The sequence below is a fragment of the Allomuricauda sp. ANG21 genome (assembly GCF_040705235.1).
Lineage (GTDB): Bacteria > Bacteroidota > Bacteroidia > Flavobacteriales > Flavobacteriaceae > Flagellimonas > Flagellimonas marina.
Genome location: NZ_JBFCVT010000017.1, coordinates 56,069 through 78,604 on the forward strand (window position 1 = coordinate 56,069; position 22,536 = coordinate 78,604).

17 protein-coding genes are annotated in these 22,536 nt (G+C 40.6%); 9 read left to right on the forward strand and 8 right to left on the reverse strand.

Translation table 11 applies throughout. The features are described 5' to 3' along the window. Positions 1 to 32 precede the first annotated feature (32 nt). The 3 genes from AB1A65_RS16765 to AB1A65_RS16775 all read left to right on the forward strand — a co-directional run bounded on the left by AB1A65_RS16765 (position 33) and on the right by AB1A65_RS16775 (position 3,306). Complete coding sequence (locus AB1A65_RS16765; RefSeq protein ID WP_366591084.1) at positions 33 to 1,181, forward strand: transglutaminase-like domain-containing protein; 1,149 nt, start codon at positions 33 to 35, stop codon at positions 1,179 to 1,181. Between the two features lie 155 nt (positions 1,182 to 1,336). Further along, complete coding sequence (locus tag AB1A65_RS16770; RefSeq protein ID WP_366591085.1) at positions 1,337 to 2,560, forward strand: Nramp family divalent metal transporter; 1,224 nt, start codon at positions 1,337 to 1,339, stop codon at positions 2,558 to 2,560. 164 nt (positions 2,561 to 2,724) lie between these two features. Beyond that, on the forward strand, positions 2,725 to 3,306 hold the full coding sequence (locus AB1A65_RS16775) for a gluconate 2-dehydrogenase subunit 3 family protein (protein WP_366591086.1): 582 nt from the start codon (positions 2,725 to 2,727) through the stop codon (positions 3,304 to 3,306). Positions 3,307 to 3,445: 139 nt separating this feature from the next. Here the strand turns inward: AB1A65_RS16775 and AB1A65_RS16780 are convergent, their stop codons facing one another. The 8 genes from AB1A65_RS16780 to AB1A65_RS16815 form a co-directional block, all read right to left on the reverse strand. Further along, on the reverse strand, positions 3,446 to 4,339 hold the full coding sequence (locus AB1A65_RS16780; RefSeq protein ID WP_366591087.1) for an EamA family transporter: 894 nt from the start codon (positions 4,337 to 4,339) through the stop codon (positions 3,446 to 3,448). A 24-nt stretch (positions 4,340 to 4,363) separates the two neighbouring features. Beyond that, complete coding sequence (locus AB1A65_RS16785) at positions 4,364 to 5,419, reverse strand: dihydrodipicolinate synthase family protein (protein WP_366591088.1); 1,056 nt, start codon at positions 5,417 to 5,419, stop codon at positions 4,364 to 4,366. 13 nt (positions 5,420 to 5,432) lie between these two features. After that, entirely contained in the window at positions 5,433 to 6,470 is a 1,038-nt protein-coding gene (locus tag AB1A65_RS16790; RefSeq protein WP_366591089.1) for a hypothetical protein, read from the reverse strand. Continuing rightward, a complete protein-coding gene (locus AB1A65_RS16795) occupies positions 6,467 to 7,591 on the reverse strand; it encodes a M20 family metallopeptidase (RefSeq protein ID WP_366591090.1) in 1,125 nt (374 codons plus the stop codon). Before AB1A65_RS16795 ends, AB1A65_RS16790 begins: the two co-directional genes overlap by 4 nt. A gap of 130 nt (positions 7,592 to 7,721) precedes the next feature. After that, entirely contained in the window at positions 7,722 to 8,546 is an 825-nt protein-coding gene (locus AB1A65_RS16800) for a class II fructose-bisphosphate aldolase (RefSeq protein ID WP_366591091.1), read from the reverse strand. Then, positions 8,530 to 9,492: a carbohydrate kinase family protein gene (locus tag AB1A65_RS16805; RefSeq protein ID WP_366591092.1), complete on the reverse strand. Its 963-nt coding sequence runs from the start codon at positions 9,490 to 9,492 to the stop codon at positions 8,530 to 8,532. Before AB1A65_RS16805 ends, AB1A65_RS16800 begins: the two co-directional genes overlap by 17 nt. A gap of 4 nt (positions 9,493 to 9,496) precedes the next feature. After that, positions 9,497 to 10,369, reverse strand: a complete 873-nt coding sequence (locus tag AB1A65_RS16810; protein ID WP_366591093.1) for a PfkB family carbohydrate kinase — start codon at positions 10,367 to 10,369, stop codon at positions 9,497 to 9,499. 59 nt (positions 10,370 to 10,428) lie between these two features. Beyond that, positions 10,429 to 11,568: an SIS domain-containing protein gene (locus AB1A65_RS16815; RefSeq protein ID WP_366591094.1), complete on the reverse strand. Its 1,140-nt coding sequence runs from the start codon at positions 11,566 to 11,568 to the stop codon at positions 10,429 to 10,431. A 178-nt stretch (positions 11,569 to 11,746) separates the two neighbouring features. Here AB1A65_RS16815 and AB1A65_RS16820 point away from each other — a divergent pair, with 178 nt between their 5' ends. From AB1A65_RS16820 to AB1A65_RS16845, 6 genes are all read left to right on the forward strand, one after another. Then, positions 11,747 to 12,865, forward strand: coding sequence for an SGNH/GDSL hydrolase family protein (locus AB1A65_RS16820; RefSeq protein ID WP_366591095.1), 1,119 nt, complete (start codon positions 11,747 to 11,749; stop codon positions 12,863 to 12,865). Positions 12,866 to 13,023: 158 nt separating this feature from the next. Next, positions 13,024 to 14,319, forward strand: coding sequence for an arylsulfatase (locus tag AB1A65_RS16825; RefSeq protein ID WP_366591096.1), 1,296 nt, complete (start codon positions 13,024 to 13,026; stop codon positions 14,317 to 14,319). Positions 14,320 to 14,675: 356 nt separating this feature from the next. Beyond that, positions 14,676 to 17,855 (forward strand): SusC/RagA family TonB-linked outer membrane protein, encoded by a 3,180-nt coding sequence (locus AB1A65_RS16830; RefSeq protein ID WP_366591097.1) that lies wholly within the window; start codon positions 14,676 to 14,678, stop codon positions 17,853 to 17,855. Between the two features lie 52 nt (positions 17,856 to 17,907). Beyond that, a complete protein-coding gene (locus AB1A65_RS16835; RefSeq protein ID WP_366591098.1) occupies positions 17,908 to 19,446 on the forward strand; it encodes a SusD/RagB family nutrient-binding outer membrane lipoprotein in 1,539 nt (512 codons plus the stop codon). Between the two features lie 267 nt (positions 19,447 to 19,713). Then, positions 19,714 to 20,895: a hypothetical protein gene (locus AB1A65_RS16840; protein ID WP_366591099.1), complete on the forward strand. Its 1,182-nt coding sequence runs from the start codon at positions 19,714 to 19,716 to the stop codon at positions 20,893 to 20,895. Positions 20,896 to 20,987: 92 nt separating this feature from the next. Then, entirely contained in the window at positions 20,988 to 22,520 is a 1,533-nt protein-coding gene (locus tag AB1A65_RS16845; RefSeq protein ID WP_366591100.1) for a sulfatase, read from the forward strand. Positions 22,521 to 22,536 lie beyond the last annotated feature (16 nt).

A 22,536-nucleotide genomic window follows, 5' to 3' on the forward strand; every position in this document is an offset into this window, starting at 1 on the left:
GCGAGTAAGGCGTCTTCCCAAAAAAAATTCATTTGAACGATATAAGAAGGTTTAGACGAGAGAAGGGGATGGTGTTTTCATTGATATTAATTCTTGTTTTAGGCTGCGAGAACAAAACTGTTACTTATGAATGGTTGAAAGTCAGCACCAATCTGGAATACGTGCCGAATACCGAGTTTCGTTCATTTGAAGATCTTAATGACCCTAGGTTTGAACATCTCAAGGAGAAATACCAACTGGATACCATTTTCAAAGGAGAGGAAAGTGAATTTGAAAGGATTTTATTGTTGAGACATTGGATAAAATCAGTGATTAAAATTGAAGACCATAACCCGAGCTATCCCGGGGGAGGATATGCTGAGAGCATTTTGGATAATGCCCTAAAAGGTAATGGATTTCACTGCGCGCACTTTATGCGGGTTCAAAATGCGATAATGAATTCATACGGTTATGTTACAAGGACAATAAATGCAGGTCCTGGTGCCAAAGGAGGCCCTGACGGCAACCACGGTGTAAATGAGATATGGTCCAATGAATATGGAAAGTGGTTCTTGTCAGATTCCAAATATGACCACCATTTTGAAAAGAACGGGATACCGCTTTCAGCATTGGAGGTGAGAAATGAATTTATTAAGAATAATGGAGTTGATATGGATTTGATGAAAGGCCCCGGAAGAATCTCTATTGAATTTGATGAAGAAATTGGAAGAACCAAAGAAGAATTTGCCCAAACATACACTTGGGTGCAGTTTTATGTATTCGGTAATCGCCATACAGTCCATCCTGCGAAATATACCAATGCCCTGATGGTCTATCAGGATGATTATTTTAACAGCAACACGTACTATCGAGACGGTGTGCCGGTGTCACAAGAAAAACTGGATTGGTTTATTAAGGTCAAGGATGAAAAAAAGATTGAATGGACACCCAATGTTCTTGATATAGATATAAAAATCCGGAAAGACACACTTCATATCATCATTGATTCCACGACACCAAACTTAAGAGAATATCAAATCAAAGACAGCATGGAAGGGAGGTGGAGGAGCATTAAGGCGCAGTCAACTCTCAATCTAACAAAAGAAAAGCACATATGGTTCCTCAGGTCTCTAAACATTGCTAATGTCACTGGTCCTGAATATAAGTTAGTTGTGCAACATTTTGATTCTGAACTGAATTGAAATGAATGAAAATGGAGTTCGAAACCAGCGATATTTTGGGTAATATAACGGTTATTGTAGCTAAAGGCCGGAACTGTTAGATCAAAAATTGAAGTAGGAATCATAGAAATTGGACATGATATGCGTGGCAAGACAATTTATTTGAGTCAATGAAAATGAAAAAGCTTAAAGATTTATTTAGCTCCCTTGGCCCTGGTTTTATAATGGCAGCTGTTGTTTTGGGGCCTGGCAGTATAACGACCGCAACCAAAATTGGAGCGACCCAGGGCTATGCCTTTTTGTGGGTAGTGGTAGCCGCCGCCGTTCTTATGATTGTCTATACAAATATGAGTACACGTTTTGGAGTTTTGCATAGTGAGTCCATTTTGGGGGCGATAGCGAAAGAATACGGTAGATGGTTTGCCATATGTATTGGTGTGAGTTCATTTTTGGCTGCACTTTGTTTTCAGTTCGGCAACAATTTGGGTGTTGGGATTGGAATGGAAAGTGTAACGGGTTTGGATGCGGAACTTTGGCCTTTCATTTTTACACCCGGTGCCATAGTGCTGATATTTTTTTCCAAAAATTTATATAAAGCACTGGAAAAGGTAATGATATCAATGGTAATGGTTATGATTGTCACGTTCGTTACCAATGTCATTTTTATTGAGCCGGATATGGTTGCCGTGATGAAGGGGTTCGTACCTCATGAGTTATCAGCTTGGGACATAGACCAACTAACCGCAATTGTTGGTACAACATTTGTGCTCAATGGGGCATTGTATCAATCGTATTTAGTTCAGAACAAGGGATGGGGACCAGCGGACATGGGCAAAGGGATAAGGGATACCAATCTGGGTATAATTTTACTTGCAATAATGTCTCTGCTGATTATTATTACGGCCGCGACTGTCCTAAAACCATTGGGAATTAAGGTTAATAGTGCGGCTGATATGGCCATACAATTGGAATTGCTTTTGGGCAACTATGCAAAATATATTTTTGCCTTTGGATTTATTGCAGCAGCCTTTTCTTCATTGATTGTAAATGCGGTGATCGGGGGAGGGCTTTTATCTGATGGGTTGGGGTTGGGAAAATCAATGGATGAGAGGTTTCCAAAGCTTTTTACAGTCCTTATTTTACTAGGAGGAATGACAATTGCCTCATATGTTTCAAAGGGCTTGGGAGACCCGGTATATCTGTTGATCATAGCACAGGCTTTTTCCATGCTGGCCGTTCCGGCCATAGCAATTGGAATTTTTTCCATTGCCAACAATGCAAAAGTGATGGATAAATACAAGAATGATTGGCCTCAGAATGTTCTGGGTGTGGTTGGATTGGTAATCGTGGCTTTATTGGTCTATTCAATGTACCATAGAATAGTGGACTATTTTGTCTAAGGGAATAAATATATGGGAAAATCCTTAGGTCAAATTCTTTAAAGACCAGAATTGGGATTTACCTATTTTTAAAAATACTACTAATCAGGTTCATGGAAATAGCGAACGTAAAGACCGTTGGAATTAATTCTATGTATAAATAAACAATATAAGATTTTACTTTTATGGAAAGAAGAGAAGCAGTTGTGAAAATTTCATGGGTTGTAGCGTCAACGTTATTTATGCCATCAGTTTTTACTGTAATCCAAGGCTGTAAGGAGAAAGGCTCGAAAATTGGAAAATTACACGTTTTCAATGATGAGCAATGCAAACTTGTCATGGCCATTTCAGACACGATCATTCCAAAAACCAAAACACCAAGTGCTTCTGAGGTTGACGTATATAAATACTTGGATCTTTTGCTCAAAGATGCTTTTGAAAACAGGTTCAGAGAAAGTTTTTTAGATGGTTTGGAACAATTTAATAAAAATTGCCAAACTTTTCATGAGATCAATTTTAGCTCACTTAGTGAAGAGGAACGGAACTTGTATTTAGAGAAAGTAGAAGAAGAGTGCATCAAAAGGAAAAATGAGCGCAACGGTGAGTTTCCATTTTTTTTGAAAATTAAGGAACTGGTTATTTCCATATATTTTTCAACTGAGGAAGGGATAAAGCAAAACCTAAACTATAGCCCTGTTCCTGGTCCTTATATTGGAGAAGTTGAATACAAGGAAGGCGATAAAATTATGGTCGGAAATCAATTGTAATGGTTGAGCCTATCCAGTATCTTTGATAAGTTTATGATTGATTATAGGATCAAAGTATGATTTGTTGTTTGTTGGGCTTTATGGACAGCTGATATGGTTTGCACACACGACTTTGACGTAATATTGTTTTTCTAACCTATTATTGGTCTTTTTCTTCAGGTTCCAAGGCCAGTAAAAAGGCTGCCAATATTGCAAAAGCGATACCCAACACCTTGTATTTGCCCGGTACGATCCCCAACAAAATCATTGATATAATGGAAGTCATTAAGGGAGCTCCAGCATTTGTCATTGGAGAGACAACAATTGCTTTTCCGTATCGAAATGCATAAACCAGGCACAATGCGCCAATGGAGTTCATTATTTGTATTAATGAGGCCAGATAAGGGCCATGTAGTCCCCAGTTTATATCTTTCTTAAAATCTGTAAGTAACAGTGCAATGGGAATAAGCATAATGCCCGAGATCATCATGTAAAAAAAGATGCTTTCCGCATTCATGGACTGATTGGCCAGTTTCATAAAGTAAGCTTGCACTCCCCAAGCGATCAAAATGGATATCGTTAAGATGAACCAAAGTATTCCGTTTTCTCCCATATCTGTATCCGGACCATTGGAATATTCGAATAATGGCAAGGCCAAAAGGGCCAAAACTATTCCAATGGCACCAAGTTTACGGACGCGTTCCTTTAGAAATAGGACCGATAGTAGAATTGTAACAACTGGTGAAAGTGAGATTATTGGAAAAATAAGGTAGGTTGGCCCAATTGTGACCACATAAAACAAAATCATTTGTCCACCAGCACCCAATATGCCAATAATCAATCCTTTATAAATGGATTTTCTATCAAACTGAAGTTTCCAATTATTTAATTTCAAAACATAAATGGAAGGCACGATCATGGTTAATGCCCATACACAATAATTAAGGGTGTCAGGGAACCCATTTTTTGATGGCAATGAAGCAAAAGCACCCCAAACTCCCCAAAAAATTGTTGCCATCAAAGCATACAGTAACCATGGTTTCATTTTTTTCATTTCTTAATAGGTGTTAAATTAGTATCAACGGAGCCAATTGTCCAGGTTTTCGGCTACAAAAAGGTCATCGTTCAATTCTGGATAAATTTCATAGATGCGGTCTATCTCCTTCTTTTGCCCTGGACTTAATCTTTCATTTGGATTGATTGTATGATTTGATTCCAATAGACCTTGTCTGATCAAAACGTCATGTATTCCCGCTATTGAACCTTTGAAACCATTTCGGGAATCGAAAAAAGCTGCGTTCGAATCTGTTATCTTGACCCCTTTGGTCAATAACTCGGATACATCCAAAGGATTGGAATGCTTTATCTCATCGAACAACTCCACAGCTTTTTTGGTCCAGACAGCCCAATGTCCCAACAGCCCTCCAATAATTCGTTTTTTGACTATTCCATCGTTGACAGGGATCTTAAATTCAGTTAATAGATCAGCTACGATGTTGTCGTCGTTTCCAGTATAAAGCGCTACCTCATCACTTCTATTGGATTCGGCAACGCCGCGAACCACATCAATTGTACAGTATCTGTTAAAAGGGGCTATTTTTATGGCAACAACGTTCTGTATATTAGAAAATTCCCGCCAAAAATCGGCGTCAAGTAGCCGTCCCCCAACGGAGGGTTGGAGGTAGAACCCAATTATAGGTATAATTTCAGCTATTTTCTTACAATGTTCGATTAATTCCTCATTACTTGTATCCCTGAAGGAGGCCAAACTGACCAAAGCTGCATGATAGTGCAAATCGGATGCTATTCCCGCCTCCTTCACAGCCTGCTCAGTTTTACCCAGAACTCCTGCTATCCTGAATAAGGTCTTCCCATTTTTGGCACCATAGGCATCAAGCTCTTCTTTTCCTATTTCCAAGATAGGTTGATAAAGTCCTATTTCACGAATTTCAAATTGACTGGTATGAACTCCGATGGCCAGTCCTCCAGCCCCCGAACTTTGGTAATATCTTAATAAAGCTCTCTGCCTTTTTTCGTCTAAATCCAATGTTTTGGTCAAAGCGGTTGGGGTGGCTGGAATGACCAAGCCATTGTTCAGCAGTTGGTGCAGCTCTTGTGTGAGTTTATTTTCCATGGTTTGATTTTGCTTAGTATTTTCCGTCCCTGACCTCAAAGTGTGTTGCTTTCCCCAAGAGCCGTTTGTCATTTCCTACCCAATTGGCGGTCCAGGATATTATCTTGTCAAGTTTTACTTTCGTCGTCCCCAATAGTTCCTCACACCTCGATACATTTGTCAATAGGGCAGAGTCTGCCTCGGTTCCTTTCAATTTGACTTTTTTGCCCAACAATGTTCCAATTGTTTTTGCCACAAAGGCGACTGAAATTTGTTCCGGACCGCTTATGTTCAGGAAAAGGGCCGGTGATGAACAAAACAGGATGCTTCTTAATATCATATCATTGGCATCACCTTGCCATATTACATTAACATAACCCATTGTAACATCTATGGGCTCGTCCCTGTGGATTTTGGTGGCAATATCGACCAATACACCATATCGCATTTCGACAGCATAATTCAATCTGATGATTGTTATCGGGGTCTTGTTTTTTAGGCTTCCATATTCAAACAACCTTTCTCTCCCCAAACAGGATTGTGCGTATTCCCCTATTGGCTCCGGCCTATCAGACTCCTTTGAACCTCCCGAGTTGATGGCTGTCAGTGGATAAACGCAACCAGTTGAAAAAGCAACAATTCGTGAATCCTTGAACTTTTCCACGATAAGCCCGGGCATATGAGAGTTCATTGCCCATGTGAACGGCTCGTTTCCATCTGTCCCAAATTTGGTTCCTGCTAGGAAAAATACATTTTTGACCTTCGGAAGACCCATCACAAATCCAATATCCAGCAAGTCTCCCTTTATCGTTTCAATTCCACTTTTTTCCAGGAATAATTGATGTTCGGTCGAAGTAAATCTGGAAACCCCTATCACCCGTTTCTTGACTTTGGCTTCTTCAATGGCCCGTTTGGCCATGCGGGCCAACGAAACACCCATTTTGCCAGCAACACCAAGAATAATGATGTCACCATCCAGCATTGTCATCATTTTAACGAGTTCGGAGGTTGGTCTGGACAGAGCTTCCTCCAATTCACCTTCAGCGGTAAAATATTCTGGATAATCCCTCATAATTGCAAATAACTATTACGCTTTATTATTTCACTATACAATTCAACCGCTGTGGTAATATTCTCCACATGGCAGTATTCATCTGTTTGATGTGCCATTTTTGCTTCTCCTGGGCCAAGAATCAATGTAGGAGGATTGCCCATCCAAGGGGTCAATACAGAGGCGTCCGTTAAAAAAGGAGCTGCTTTTACCACTCCCTCAACTCCATAATCATAGGAACAGACATCCAAAGCCATTTTCAGGAAGTTGGAGTTTTCCGGAGTGGCGATGGCTTCGAGGTCAACGGTTTTTATAAGCGATACTTCTGGCCCGAGTTTTTTCTGCAGGACTTTTATTGCCCTATCATTATTGAATTTTGTTGTGGATCGAATGTCAATCGTAAACTCTGTTTCATCTGGTACCGAGTTTAAATTGAGCCCACCAACAATTTTCCCAACATTTATGGTGGGGTATCCGAGTAGGCTGTCCCTATGTCCGTTGAATTTCAATGTTTCAATCTTGGTGATGGCCCTGGCCGCCTTATATATTGCATTGTCTCCCAACTCAGGAGTTGAGGAATGCGCTGTGGTTCCAGAGGTTACCGCTTTTAGATATAAGCCGCCTTTATGACCTGAATACGGGACGTTTGATGTGGGTTCGCCAACAACAATCGCACTTGCTTTTCCGATTTTATAGCCAATCTGCCGGAGATACTGGGCTCCAATGCAACCCAACTCCTCATTAGCGGTAAAAATCAGTTTGATACCGCCTTTTGGGCAATTCCTTGAACCACATTGAATGGCTGCAACTATCATGGCAGCTACCCCTGATTTCATATCACTGGACCCACGACCATATAGTTTGCCATTTTCTATGGTTGGAATAAGTGGATCGAACCTCCATTTTTTTGCACCCAAGGGGACAACATCCAAATGCCCAGTCAATACAATGGGAAGGGCTTCTTTGGAGAGACCTTTTGTTGCAATGACGTTTAACCGCCCCTTGTCGAATTGTGGATATTCTACAGAGAACCCATGTCCAGCTAGGATATTTCCAATGTATCGGGCCGCACCTTCCTCATTACCTGGCGGATTTATGGTGTCAAAACCTATAAGTTGTTGGGTTAGGTCGATGGGATTCATTGACTTGACATTAGGATTGGATTATTTATGGTATTTGGGTAGATGGTATTGTACGTTGTTTGGAAATTTTCATATGATCTTCTTATTTACGCTCTAAAACTAGGGCTGTAATTTGGTTGGCCCCTTCCTTCTATAGATTATTATTTACCACTTCCAATTTTCTCATGACGAGTCCCACGACTTTGTCTGTTGCTTTGGGAAAGACCTTCCTAAGGTCAATATTGTCATTTGTCATTAATTCTGTTTTCAATGACCTCATGAAGATATTTTTGATCTCAGTTGCCAAATTAACTTTGGTAATTCCTCTGCTTATCGCCGCTCTTAAGCTTTGGTCAGGAATGCCCGAACTACCATGCAGAACCAATGTCGCATCGGTCACTTTGGCAATGTTGGACAATCTTTCCAAATCCAGCTTGGGTTCCTTGTCATAAAATCCATGAGCCGTTCCTATGGCAATGGCAAGGGCGTTGACACCCGTTGCATCAACAAATGCTTTAGCATCCTCAGGCGTGGTAAACCCGGAAGTCTCCTTACTTTGACCCAGTTTTGCAATATAACCCAGTTCAGCCTCTACATTGGCACCATAGGTCTCGGCTAATTTCACCACCTTTGTTGTGATTTCAATATTGTCTTTGAACGACTGTTCACTGGCATCTATCATTACGGAATCAAAGCCAATATCGAGACATTGGGCAACAAGGTCGTATGAATCGCCGTGGTCCAAATGAACCCACCCTTGGACATCATGATGTTCCAACATGGATTTTGCAAGTTGATAGGCAACCGGTAAGCCCATGTATTCCACTGTGCTCCTTGTGAGCTGTAGTACAATGGGTTGATTCCTCATTTTAGCTGCTAGAATAACCCCTTCGAGAGTCTCAAAATTGTAGAAGTTTGTGGCCAATATCCCTTGCCCTTTCCTCCTTAGTTCAAGAAATTTATCCTGTAGTCTCATTGTTCTTATAATTGAATCTTTTACTTGCGGTTCTCATGGCTTCATCCATGTTCTTGAAGGCTTCGGTGCCTCCGGATTTGGTAGTTGAAATAGCACCTATCAGGTTCCCGAATATTTGACATTCTTCTGGAGCCCTTCCCTCAATAAACTTTGAAATGTATCCTGCATTGAAACTGTCCCCAGCTCCTATCGCGTCCACTACACTTTCGTTGAGAAAAGGCTTGCTAAGAATTCTCTTTCCGGCATAAAACAGTACTGAACCTTTATTTCCACACTTGACCACAACGTAATTACTGTGGTTTTTGACGTGGTCTATGGCCGAATCGATATCAGAACTTCCAGTCAGTTTTTTAAGTTCCACTTCATTTGGAATGAATATATCCACATGGGGGAGGACTTTACCAAGGTCAAGGTCCCATTTTTCATAAGGATCCCATTGGACATCAAATGAGGTGGTCATCCCAATTTCTTTAGCTTTCTTAAATAGGGTATGCAATGTATCCTTGAACCCAGGTTGAAAAAAATAGGATGAAAAATGTAAGTGCTTAGCCAAAGAAAGCTTTTGGAAGTCAATATCGTTGATGTTTAAATGCGACATAGCCCCTTGGTGTGTCACCATGGCCCTGTCCTCGTCATAACTTAAAGCAATGGTCGCACCTGTCTCAAGATCACTATCAACAATAATCATTGATGTGTCCACTCCCTTATCTTCAAGCTGACCAATGGTATAATGACCAAAAATATCGTCACCCAACTTACCGATAAAAGCAACTTTACGCCCAAGCGAACTTAGATTACTTGCACAGATAGCGGATGAACTACCCAATGCCAAGGTCATTTTGTCGGCCAGAATTTCCTTGCCAATTTCCGGAAATCCATTAATTTGATTTAGAATCAAATCCACGTTGAGTTCTCCCACAACTATTACGTCATATTTTTTGTCCATTTTTTTAAGTTAACCGTTTAACATTGACAATACATTCCTTGTATAAGCGTTCGACATCCTTTTTGTGGAACATTCCCAATTCTTCTCTAATACAATTTGAAGCTCCAGCTGCCGCAGCCAATTTAGCCATTTCAATCTGGTCGTGCCCCCTTTTACATGCTACCACCGTGGCGGCCATCAGACTATCTCCGCTACCCACCGCACTTATTACATTATCTACCTTGCTCAATGCATGGACAATATTTTCACCATCATAGAGAAAAAGCCCTTTGTTGCCCTTGCTTATCACAGCTAAACAACAATGCTGTTTTAGTGCTGCAATGTTTTTCTCAATATTGGTGTCGGCATATAGTTCATATGCCTCTTTGTGATTAATGTGGAGTAAATATGGATTTGCTCCCAAAACCTTTTTTAATGAATCTCCTGAACAGTCCACAAAAGACTTTATTTGCAGTTGAGATGCATATTTAACGAATTCAGCATAGTTTGCATTGAAGGAGTTGATTGGCCAAGAACCACTCATGCATACAATCTTGGTGTTTTTCAAGAGTTTCTTGTACTGGTCAAAAAGAAGATTGTATTCCAAGTCCCCGATGAAAGGTCCAGTTCCTAATATTTCTGTCTCGTTGAAATCATCTTTCGATTTGATGGTGAGACATGTTCGATTCCAATGCTCCACCTCTGGCCCAACACAATGAATACCTCTTTCTTGGCATTCCTTCTTAATCCAATTTCCAATATCCCCGCCCCAAAAAGATAACAAAGTGACATCCTCGCCAAGTTCTCTTATGCCAAGGGCGACATGTACACCTTTTCCGCCTGGGTAAGAGAATTCCTTTGTGACTCTATTTACGCCTCCAACTTCCAAAGTGTCCAAAAAAACCAATTTGTCAATGGAAGGATTTGGACAAACACACAATATCATTTTCCAGGCAATTAATTTAATTTATAAATGTTGACCCCTTGCACCACTCTATTGATTGAGTTGTTCACTGATGGGGAATCAGGATGAAGTCCAAGATTAATCGATTTATAGAGTCCTAAGATTTGACCGGGCAGAATAGCACAAACAGCAAAGTATTCTTCAGGGATTTGGTTGACATCTGCAACTTCAATTGAAAGATCCAATGAAATGTCACCTTTTTGTTTTAGGGCTTCCCCAATTCCAATTTCATAAAGTTTTTCCTTTTGTTGGTTGATGGACCTTACAAGGTCGTATTCATATTTATTTACATAACTATCACTTGAAAAGATATATACTATTAAGGTGGAATCTTTGATAATGGCTTTTGGACCATGGCGCACCCCTAAAAATGAATCGTATTTGCAAATTACTTGGCCATCTGATAGTTCTTGAACTTTCAATTGGGATTCTCTCGCAATGCCCTTTAGCGAACCGGAACCTAGAAAGATTACACGATTGAAATCCAAAGTGGCTACTTCCTTGATTTTTTGGCTGTACTTTTCTAGGATTAATGACCCGTATTTAGCCATTTGTTCCACATAACCTTTGTTTTGGTCAAACTTTTCAAAATCTGAAAGCAATAATCCAGCAAGTAACATGGAAGTGAACGACCCGGTCATGGCAAGCCCTTTATCGTTTGCTTCTTCCGGCATTAAGAGAACAAATGTATTTTCATCATCCGCGTTACTGGCAAGTTTGCCCTTTGGATTACATGTGATGATCAAATGAAACAACTTGGAACAATACGTGTTGGCCAAATTTACTGACGCCAGACTTTCAGGGCTATCTCCTGAACGTGCAAAGGATATCAATAATATAGGTTCATTTTCTTTGGCTATGAAATCCTTTGGATGCGAAATAAAGTCCGTTGATGCAACGGCCTGGGTTACACGGTTGAGTTTTCGCTGCATACTATTTTGCAACACCTCCCCTATATATGCCGAAGTTCCCGCTCCAATCAAAATTATCCTCAAATTTTCAAACATTAGCGCCTTAGTCATAAACGAACCCAGCTCTTTGCGTTTGCTATCAATGAAGGAATACGTCTTCAACCATAAATCAGGTTGGTGCATAATCTCTTTTGCCGTATTGCTTGAACCTATATCTATCATAATACTTTGATTGTAGTTTTTATTAACATTCTTCATAAGAAGAAGAAACTAAAGAAAGCAAATGTAAGTCAAAAATTAATTTTTAAAAATAAAAAAGCAATTAAAAGTTATTATACCTTTATATAATCTTTTAAATTATATCTTTGTGAAAGAAATTTAAATAAACCATAAGTATTAAATGAGCTTATCGTTGTATAAAGTTATTGTAACCTTATTGGTATTCAATGTTTGTCTTGCGCAAGTGGAGAAGAAACAGGTGAATGAAAAGATGGAGGGTGTAATTTGGCATGACCCTATGGAACAACCTTTTCAACTTATTGGCTTTGAATGGATGGAAAAAGATCATGTGTTTAGAAGATTGCCTCTGCTGCCCGAGCGGAAAATTCCTCAAGCGGTAGATGATCTGGCCGATCAAACCGCAGGGGGTCAGCTAAGGTTCCAAACCAATAGCAATAGGATTTTCTTGCAAGTGGAACTGTCCAATTATTCCAACATGTACCATATGCCACCCACAGGACAGAGTGGATTTGACCTTTACATTGAAGAAAAGGGCATTCCTAGATATATTCAAACTTCCAAGTTTGCGCATGATGCCACTGAGTACATTACGAGTTTTGCCGTTGGGGATAATCATGAACTGCAAACCTTTAGAATCAACTTCCCATTGTATAACGGCATTGAGTTTTTGGCCATCGGCATTGAGGATGGGACCGTTGTACGGAAAGCGGAACCTCTCAAACATAAAGGAAAGGTGGTTGTATACGGCACATCAATTACGCAGGGAGGGTGTGTTTCAAGGCCTGGGATGGTCTATTCCAATATACTGAGCCGGAAACTTGGCGTTGAATTTGTGAACTTGGGGTTTTCCGGAAACGGAAAGGGAGAGCCTGAAATAGCGCATATCATCAATGAAATCTCTGACCTTCGTTTGGTGGTTTTGGATTATGAGGCCAATGCTAATATGACCATACGGGAGACGATAGGTCCGTTTGTTGACATACTAAGGATGCAAAAACCGAACCTCCCTATATTGATAGTCTCGAAAATCCGGGTTGCGTATGCGGTTGACGGGAGTGAAGCTTTTGAAAGGCTGTTGGATAATAGGGATTATTTGGAAGGAATGGTTCTGGATAGAAAAAAATCCGGCGACGATAATATTTACTTTGTTGATGGGTCGATTATCCTAGGGGAGGATTATTCCGAATGTACGGTAGACAGGATACATCCAACGGATTTGGGATCCTATAGGATTGCGAAAGCTTTATCTGGGGTTATTCAGAATATATTGGAAAAATAAACTCATACTATATGTCAATTACTGATAATCTAAAGATACGTCATCGGAGGATTTGTTGTTTACCCTTTTTGATGTTGATTTATTTTGTGCTCCATCCAGCACGGGGATTAGCTCAAAACCCGTTAAAAAGCGCAGGAAAAAAACAACCAAATATTATATTGATAGTCGTCGATGATTTGGGGTATGGGGACCTGGGGTGCTACGGGCAGAGGAAAATCAAGACTCCCAACATTGACGCTTTTGCAGCAAATGGGATTAAGTTCACAGACTTTTATGCTGGGTCTCCTGTTTGTGCACCATCCCGAAGTGTATTGATGACGGGTAAACATACGGGGCACACTACTGTCAGGGGAAATTTTGGAAGAGATGATAATCCAGGGTCCGACAGCGAAGAGAAAAGGATACCTCTTAGGGACAATGATACTACTGTTGCGGAGGTGCTTAAAGGACAAGGGTATTCCACTGCAATAACAGGAAAGTGGGGACTGGGAGAGCCAAATACCTCCGGGCTTCCCAATAATCAAGGCTTTGATGAATGGTTTGGATATCTCAACCAAAAAAGGGCCCATTCGCACTTTCCCGATTATATATGGAAGAACGGCAAAAAATATAGAATCAAAATGAATGCAAAGGGAGGTAAAAGGGTATACTCCCATTCTCTTTTCACCAATTTTGCGATTGATTTTATTGAACGGAAAGCCAACAAGGAAAAGCCATTCTTCCTATATGTCCCTTACTTGCTTCCTCACAAGGAATATGAGATTCCTGAAATAAATAAATTTTATAAGAACATGCCATGGTCACCTGATGAGAAAGTTTATGCTTCCATGGTGTCCCTTATTGACAAGGATTTTGGAAGAATTTGGGAAACCGTTCAGAATGCAGGAATAGAAAAGAACACCTTGATAATATTTACCTCTGATAATGGTGCGGCGAAAAGATGGGATGGCACGTTTGACAGTTCAGGCGGCTTAAGGGGAAAAAAACGGGATGTGTACGAGGGAGGAATAAGGGTTCCATTGATAATTTCAATGCCTGGAACCGTGCAGATGGGCAAAACCAATAATTCAATCTCATATTTTGGCGACTTATTGCCCACATTGCAGGAATTTGGTGGAAGTGTCCCGCAAAATCGCACTCTTGATGGGGTTTCCCTTCATGGGGTTCTGTTGCAAAATTCAATGCTTGATGGAAATAGAGTGCTATATTGGGAATTTCATGAAGAAGGTGGAAAACAGGCCGTTCGTCAAGGTAAATGGAAAGCTGTACGTTTGGATATTGATAAAAGGGGCCTTCACTCCAACCTAGAACTATACGACTTGGATAAGGATATGAAAGAAGAAAAGAATCTATCACAGTTTTTCCCGGATACTGTGGAATACTTCCGTGAAATTATGGAACGGGAGCATGTCGTTTCCAATAACTTTCCATTTGATTTTGAAGGTGATAAATAACATAAGGTCTGTTTTTTAAGGACATAGTCACATTATAGTTGAAGGCCCCCCGTTAATGATTATGCTTTTGGTCTATTTTACAATGGAGTCATAACAAAGTTTTTTATCCTCAAGCCATATGGGTGCGTTCGGATTATATACAGAAAGAATTTCCTAATAATAATGATATGATAACAAAAAAAGCATTTATAAGTTATAAATGCTTTTTTTATTGGCTATATTAAAAAATAGTTTATATTTGAAATATGAAACGAAAGGTTATGTTAAATTATAATGATATTTTTGTAAGTATAGGCTTACGTTTTATATCATTTCAACCAGACCTATTTTTATCAAGCAACTAAAAACTCTAACTAATGAAGAAAAAACTTTTTTTAGCTCTAATGCTTTCTTTGGTGGCACTAGTAAATGTGTCTGCGCAACAAAAGACAATTACTGGTACTGTGTCCGATGTGAATGGCACACCTTTGCCAGGTGTCAATATTGTTGAGGAAGGAACTGCAAATGGGGCTCTGACGGATTTCGACGGTAATTATTCGATAACAGTTGCCGAAGGTGCTACTTTGAGGGTCAGCTATCTTGGATTGAAAACACAGTTTATAGCTATTGGTTCCTCCAATGTCGTCAATATCACATTGGAAGAGGATACCAATCAATTGGATGAGGTGGTTGTGACCGCGCTGGGGTTGAAAAGGCAAAAGCGGGCCATTGGTTATGCGTCCCAGGAATTAAAGGGGGAGGGTTTTACTGAGGCTCGTGAATCCAATGTGGTCAATTCATTGGCGGGAAAAGTTGCCGGGGTTCAAGTTACCAACATTCCGAACGGTGCCGGTGGTTCTTCACGGGTGGTCATACGCGGTAACAGCTCAATCTCTGGTAACGATGCGCCCCTGTATGTTGTTGACGGGGTTCCAATTGACAACCAGACCACAGACCGTGCCAACTTTGCAAATGGAGGTGTGGATTACGGGGATGGAATATCTGGAATAAATCCTGATGATATTGAAAGCCTGACTGTGCTGAAAGGCCCAAATGCTGCTGCACTGTATGGGGCAAGGGCAGCTAATGGTGTAATATTGATTACTACAAAATCAGGAGAATCAAGAAAAGGACTTGGAATAAGTGTGAACTCCAATGTCACTATTGATGATATAGCCACGCTTCCAACATTCCAGAATCAGTTCATGATGGGCTTTGATCCCGACCTTCCAATTAGAGGTACGACACTAATAGATGGGGTAGAATATGGGATTATTAATGAAAGGCAATGGCGAAGCTGGGGACCGGCATTTGAAGGTCAATTGGTGGCGGATTGGACGGATCCAACCAAAGTAATGGCAATGACGGCCCAGCCTATAAATAATATTGAAAGTTTTTTTAACACAGGAGTTACAAAAACCAATACAATAGCTTTTACAGGAGGCAATGAAAATGCAAATATGAGGCTTTCGTTGTCTGATTTGAAAAATGAAGGAGTAATTCCGGGAAGTACCTTTGATAGGCAGACGATTAATTTCAGGGGAAATGTCAGTATCACTGATAAACTGTCGTTGGATGCCAAGGTGAATTATATTCATCATTCAGCCAACAATAGACCCCAAGCAGGGGCCAGTAGTTCAAATATGATGGCTGCTATAATTGAACTTGCAAGGCACGTCAAACTGGATGATTTAAAAAATTACAAGGACGCCAATGGTGCACCGCTTAACTACACTTCTCGAATTGAAAATCCATATTGGACCATCAACGAGGTGCTTAACGAGGATGAAAGAGATCGTATCATTGGTTTTGTTTCACTAAAATATGATTTTAACGATTGGTTGAGTGTTCAGGCCAGGACAGGAACTGATTTTTATACGGATCAAAGGTTTACTAGAAGTGCCATAGGGTCGGTGAGTGCAAGATCTGGTAGTGTTAGTAATTATACTTGGCATGTAAAGGAGAACAATAGTGATATCCTGTTGATGGCAAACAAAGAGTTTTCCAGTAACCTTACGGGGTCCCTTAATCTAGGGGCCAGTCGTTTGCACGCAAGTCGTGAAGTTTCAGGTTCTAGCGGTATTGGACTTCGATCACCAGGGCTCTATCATATATCCAATGCTTCTGAAGTATCACCTAGATATGAAAAAGTAGAAAGAGAAATGAATTCAATATATGCGGCTGGTCAGCTTGCTTACAAGGATTATTTATTTTTGGACCTTACCGCAAGAAACGATTGGTCTTCAGTCTTGGGAATGAACAATTATTCGTTTTTTTATCCTTCGGCATCAACAAGCTTTGTTTTTACAGATGCCTTTAAAATGGATTCTAAATTTTTGACTTTTGGAAAGTTAAGGGCAGGCTATGCTGAGGTAGGGAATGATTCTTCACCTTATCTGACTTCCATCGGCTATGTAAACTCGGTCGAAACCATAAATGGACAGGGCCAAGCTGGAATTCAAAGTAGGGTTCCCAACCCTAATTTGAAGAATGAATTGACCAAATCATATGAATTTGGTTCCAATCTACGTCTTTTTGATAACAGGCTAGGAATCGATTTTACATATTACAATTCCTCCACAAAGAACCAGATACTTCCGGTAAATATTTCATCGGCAACTGGGTTCAGTACTATGGTCATCAATGCGGGGGAGATTACCAATGAGGGGATTGAGTTGCAATTTGATGCTACTCCCATTAAACTCGGAAATGGTTTTCAATGGGATGTCATAGTCAATTTTGCCAAGAATAAGTCCAAGGTCGTTTCCTTGGCTGATGGAATTGAAACTCATGAAATGTCAAGAGATCGTTGGGGCACCATTGAGGCAAGGCCAGGGGAAGATTTTGGAAATATTGTCGGTTTCTACTACAAAAGAAATGAAAATGGTGAAAAATTATTGGATGAGGCTGGGAGGTACCAACGGGATGATAACAACACTAAAATTTTAGGGAATATCCAACCTGACTGGATAGGCGGTTTGTCAAATCGTATTTCCTATAAGGGATTTGCGCTTAGTGCACTTATTGACGTGAAAATGGGAGGTGAGATTCTTTCGGGAACTAAATATAGGCAGGCCGCAACCGGAACGGGTAGGTTTACTACCGATGGGGTTTATCAAAACGAAGAGGGTCTTTGGGTCGGAATAGCGGATGGTGTCATGGAAAACGATTACTATATAACGGATGAAAATGGGAATCAAGTTCTGCATTTGGCGGCCGGGGAGAAAAGTGATATTGAAGTGGCTAGGATTGATTTGGCAGGTCAATTCACGCGCGAAGACATTATTGAAGAGTTTGTGCTGGATGCAAGCTACGTAAGTTTGAGGGAAGTTACCTTGGAATATGCTTTTCCAAAATCTTTCTTGAAAAAGACTCCATTCACTGATTTGAAGATTTCGGCGGTTGGAAGGAATTTGTTATACCTCGACGAACACATGCAAGGTTTGGGAATTACCCCTGAATCGGCCTTCAACACAGCATCGGGGTCACAGGGTTCAGAATCTTTTACAATACCATCTACGAGAAGTTATGGTATCAATGTGAACCTTAAATTCTGATTCAACACTCAATGATAGTAATTTGCTATATGAATTTTCAAAAAAAACAGAAATGAAAACATTCAATAAAATATTTAAAACGATATTCTTTTTTACCATAGCAACCTTATGCAGTATTTCGTGTACGGAAGATTATGAAAACTTCAATACTGACCCAACGCTACTATCCGAAGATCAACTTGATGTAGGTTTGTTATTGACCAGAGTACAGAAAGAGTTGTTCATCGATGATTGGGCAACACCTCTTAGCGTTTTTGGCAATTATGCCGGATATTCCTCCTCAGCTGGGAACCAGCCTTTTTCTGCAGGGTTCTTCTCTGATGAGTTCGGTGGGTCGTATGCCAACCTTATAAACATTTCTGAAATCATCAGGCTGACCAAAGATGACCCGGAACAAGTGAACAAACATGCGATAGCAAAGATTTTGAGGGTATATATCTATCAACGTTTGACCGATATATATGGCGATGTCCCCTATTCCGAGGCAGTACAATCAGTTGAAAACGTTATTGTTCAGCCCAAATATGATACCCAAGAAAGTATTTACCTTGATATGCTGAATGAGCTTCAGTTGGCGGCTGCATCTCTTGATGAAAATGCTGAGGCCGGGTTCGGGGGTGCGGACTTGGTTTATGGGGGCGATGTGGATAAATGGAAAAAGTTTGCTAATTCACTAAAACTGAGATTGGCTCTGAGGGTAATTTACTCAAATCAGTCATTGGCAGCCGATCAGATAAATGGATTATTGACATCTGATTTGATGGGAAGTAATGATGACAATGCATTCGTCACAACGAGCGAAGATTTGGAGGGGAACCGAAATCCCATCTATAACCAAATAATTTCGAATGGTGAAATTTTGGCTCAATTAATGGGCAAGACCATAATTGATTTATTACAGGAAGTAGATGACCCAAGGCTTACCATCTTTGCTTTGCCAACCCCAAATTCTATAGCTGATGCAGAAGCCAACAATGATCCCAGCCTATTGATTTATAGAGGAAGGCCGCTTGGGTTGGAAGGCAGTGAGGAAAGAGAACATTATGTTCTAAATGATTTATCACAGATAGGGGACTTTTTTAGGACTCCGGTATTGGATTTGCCTGTACTGAACTACAGTGAAGTTTGTTTTGCGCTTGCAGAAGCCAAGCTGGTATTGGGTTTGGGAAATGAGGATGCCGATATTTGGTATAAAAGGGGAATTACGGCAAATATGGAACTTTATGGTATTGGAGCCGATGCTATTTCGGCTTTTTTGAGTACTCCTGTCGGCACTTTGAGTGGTAGCACAGAAGAGCAATTGGAACAGATTTTGTCCCAGAAAAACATTGCACTCTTCCCAAATGCTATTGAAGGATGGACCGAGTGGAGGAGAACTGGCTTTCCTCGTATACTTATAGGTTCAATGATAGGGGAGACCGGAGGTACGATTCCTAGGAGAATTAATTATCCAGTTGAAGAGGGAAATATCAATAGCGCCAATTATCAGGAGGTATCGGAAAGAATAGGAGGAGACTTTTTAACCACTAAGGTGTGGTGGGATACGAACACAAACGTTCCGTATGAGCATCCTGGGGATATTTTGGATTGACAATAGTTATTTGAGTTGTTTTGAGTTAGTTGATTTTTAAGGGTTGGGGAACAAGTTTCCCAATTCGCCAAGTCAAGCCCTTTCCCCATATATCAGGAAAGGGCTTATGGTTTTAAACTAAGGTTTAGTTATATGAATAGGAAAAAGTTTATTTTGACCTCGGCCGGTTTTTGTGCATCTCTAGTGACTGAGGGTATTTGGTCTTTTCAACGTCCACTTAACGGAAAAAGGCCATTTCAATTCAAAACATATCGTCCCGGGAAAACCATGGTTCCCATTACACAGGTCACACCTGAGGATGGATCCTATGTGTCCACCTACTATGATGTTTCCTCCTTGAGCAGGTCACAGCGGTATTTAGCAGTGACACGGGTTCCTAAATTGAACCGTGTCCCATATTTTGGGGAATTGGCCCATGTGTGCGTTATCGATTTAAAGGAGCAAACAATAGAACAGGTCTTTTCAACAAAGGCTTGGGGATATCAGGTAGGGGCCAATTTGGAATGGGGTCCAACTGACCGATACCTGTATACAAACGATGTGATCGATGGTGTCGGTGTATGTGTTGAGATTGATTTGGAAACAAATCGGACAAAGGCTTTTGTGGGGCCTAAATATAATATTTCGCCAGACGGCAAAAATGTTTTGGGTTTCCCTCTGGAGTTGCTAAATGTTACCCAGCAGGGATACGGATACCCCTCAAAATCATTTGATAATCCTCATAAGCTTCCAGTAGGAGCTTCAACGAAGGAGGGTATTTGGAGGACAGACTTGGAAACGAATACAAAGACCTTGCTAGTGAGCCTTTTTGATGTGGCATCCAAAATTCCTGAGCAAGCGCCGGAGAGGGATGGCACTTTTTACTTTTGGCACACCAAATATAACAATCAGGGGACTAGGATCATGCAGGTTTTGCGGTGTCTTTTTCCAAGTGGTTACGGAGGAAGAAACGCTATGGTATTTACATTTGATTCGGACGGGGACAATATAAACTTTACTGTTGGGGCCCCAGATATATGGAACAGCATGGGCGGGCATCCAAATTGGCATCCTGATGGGAATCATCTCATCCGCAATATTTTGATTGACGGAACCGTCCGTTTTTGCCAATTTAAATACGATGGGTCAGAATTCAAAATATTAAGTGAGACCCTTGAAGGAACTGGTCATCCCCGCATTGAACCTTCAAGCAACTATCTGATGACGGACTCATATCCAACAAGTTATGAAGGAGTGCAAGAAGTTGCTATCCGATTAATAGACCTAAAAGCAGATAAAGAACATATTTTATGTAAAATGCCTACTCTACCCAGAACAAATATTGAGTACGCTACATTGCGCTTGGATGGACATCCCTTTTGGAACAACGACTATACAAAGATTTTTTTTCAGGGAGCACCAAAGGGGCAACGACAAATATTCATGGCAGACATCTCAAGTATCGTATAAATGACCAACATGGAACAGTGATGAGATTCTTTTTTTTAACAATCATATTTTTTTTGGGGGGGAAACATTATCAATATTGCAACGGTCAAAATTTGAAGAATGGAACCAAGGCCCCAAATATTCTTTTTGCAATAAGTGATGATCAATCTTACCCCTACGCAGGGGCATATGGCAACCATACGGTTTATACCCCTGCCTTTAATGAGGTGGCACAACAAGGGGTGCTATTTACCAATGCTTTTTCTACCTCCCCCGGATGTGCGCCATCCCGTTCCTCAATCTTAACGGGAAGATATGCATGGCAGAATGAAGAGGCCGGAGGGCACCAATCACTTTTTCCCCTGGAATATAAAGTAATGGCCGATGTATTGGAGGAGAACAACTACTTCATCGGTTTTACAGGTAAAGGTTGTGCCCCGTTCAATTGGAAGTTGACTGGAAGGGAGAGAGACCCGGCTGGGGTGGAGTTCAATGAATTAAGGCATGGTACAAATGACAGTGTGCCCGCAGATGGTATCTCCGATATTGATTACGCAGCAAATTTTGATATGTTTCTTTCCAAGAGGCCAAAAGATAAACCCTTCTATTTCTGGTATGGCGGTTATGAGCCGCATAGGAAATTCGAAGAGGGTTCTGGACTAAAGGCAGGCAAAAAATACAAGGAAGCTTTTGTGCCAGGATTTTTACCCGACCATACTCCTGTGCAAACTGATGTTTTGGATTATGCTTTGGAAATCGATTGGTTCGACCATCATTTGGGCAAAATGATTGAAAGTCTTAGGAAAGCGGGCGAGTTGGAGAATACCATTATCATTGTTACTTCAGATAACGGAATGGCATTTCCAAGGGCAAAAGCCAATTGCTATGAGTATGGCATTCATGTTCCTATGGCAATAATGTGGAGGGCCAAGATTAGTGGAAACCGGGTGATAGACGATTTAGTCAGTTTGGTAGACATTGCACCAACTATTTTTGAAATTACTGGTTTGGCACCAAAAGGCATGAAACCTATTTCGGGGAAAAGTTTCGATAACCTCCTTTTTTCAAAAGAGAATGGTCATATAGATCCTTCCAGAACCGCTGTTTTCTCAAGTAGAGAGAAACATTCTTCTGCACGATGGTCGAATCTGGGATATCCGATTAGAGCAATAAGGACCAAAGAATATCTGTATATAAGAAACTATGCTCCGGAAAGATGGCCATCAGGAGCTCCACAAATGCTTGATGTTAATGATCCCTTTAGGCTTGAGAATATGTATGGGCTGAACGATGAGGGAAAATTCATGGACAAGGCTTTTTGGGATATAGATGCGGCATTGTCCAAAGCATATATTATTGAAAATTACAAGGACCAAGAAGTGCGTGAATATTTTGATTTGGCAATGGCCAAAAGACCCGAACACGAATTGTATGACATAGAAAAGGATCCATATTGCTTGGTCAACTTGGTTGGAGAGTATGAACATCAGGCCATATTGGAAGAACTAAAAAAAGAACTTACGACATTTCTAATTAAAACTGGGGACCCCAGGCATGTTGGACCTGATCCGGATGTTTTCGAAAACTACCAAAGATTCAGTTTGATGAGGCCATTTCCAAAACCAGATTGGATTATAAAGGATTGAAAATTTTTCTAAATAA

Excerpts from the sequence above, each read along its gene's own strand:
- AB1A65_RS16770 (WP_366591085.1), top strand. The coding sequence starts at position 1,337 with ATGAAAAAGCTTAAAGATTTATTTAGCTCCCTTGGCCCTGGTTTTATA.
- AB1A65_RS16800 (WP_366591091.1), bottom strand. The coding sequence starts at position 8,546 with ATGAGACTACAGGATAAATTTCTTGAACTAAGGAGGAAAGGGCAAGGG.
- AB1A65_RS16840 (WP_366591099.1), top strand. The coding sequence starts at position 19,714 with ATGGTTCCCATTACACAGGTCACACCTGAGGATGGATCCTATGTGTCC.
- AB1A65_RS16835 (WP_366591098.1), top strand. The coding sequence starts at position 17,908 with ATGAAAACATTCAATAAAATATTTAAAACGATATTCTTTTTTACCATA.
- AB1A65_RS16820 (WP_366591095.1), top strand. The coding sequence starts at position 11,747 with ATGAGCTTATCGTTGTATAAAGTTATTGTAACCTTATTGGTATTCAAT.
- AB1A65_RS16830 (WP_366591097.1), top strand. The coding sequence starts at position 14,676 with ATGAAGAAAAAACTTTTTTTAGCTCTAATGCTTTCTTTGGTGGCACTA.
- AB1A65_RS16790 (WP_366591089.1), bottom strand. The coding sequence starts at position 6,470 with ATGAGGGATTATCCAGAATATTTTACCGCTGAAGGTGAATTGGAGGAA.
- AB1A65_RS16815 (WP_366591094.1), bottom strand. The coding sequence starts at position 11,568 with ATGATAGATATAGGTTCAAGCAATACGGCAAAAGAGATTATGCACCAA.
- AB1A65_RS16785 (WP_366591088.1), bottom strand. The coding sequence starts at position 5,419 with ATGGAAAATAAACTCACACAAGAGCTGCACCAACTGCTGAACAATGGC.
- AB1A65_RS16780 (WP_366591087.1), bottom strand. The coding sequence starts at position 4,339 with ATGAAAAAAATGAAACCATGGTTACTGTATGCTTTGATGGCAACAATT.
- AB1A65_RS16775 (WP_366591086.1), top strand. The coding sequence starts at position 2,725 with ATGGAAAGAAGAGAAGCAGTTGTGAAAATTTCATGGGTTGTAGCGTCA.
- AB1A65_RS16795 (WP_366591090.1), bottom strand. The coding sequence starts at position 7,591 with ATGAATCCCATCGACCTAACCCAACAACTTATAGGTTTTGACACCATA.
- AB1A65_RS16805 (WP_366591092.1), bottom strand. The coding sequence starts at position 9,492 with ATGGACAAAAAATATGACGTAATAGTTGTGGGAGAACTCAACGTGGAT.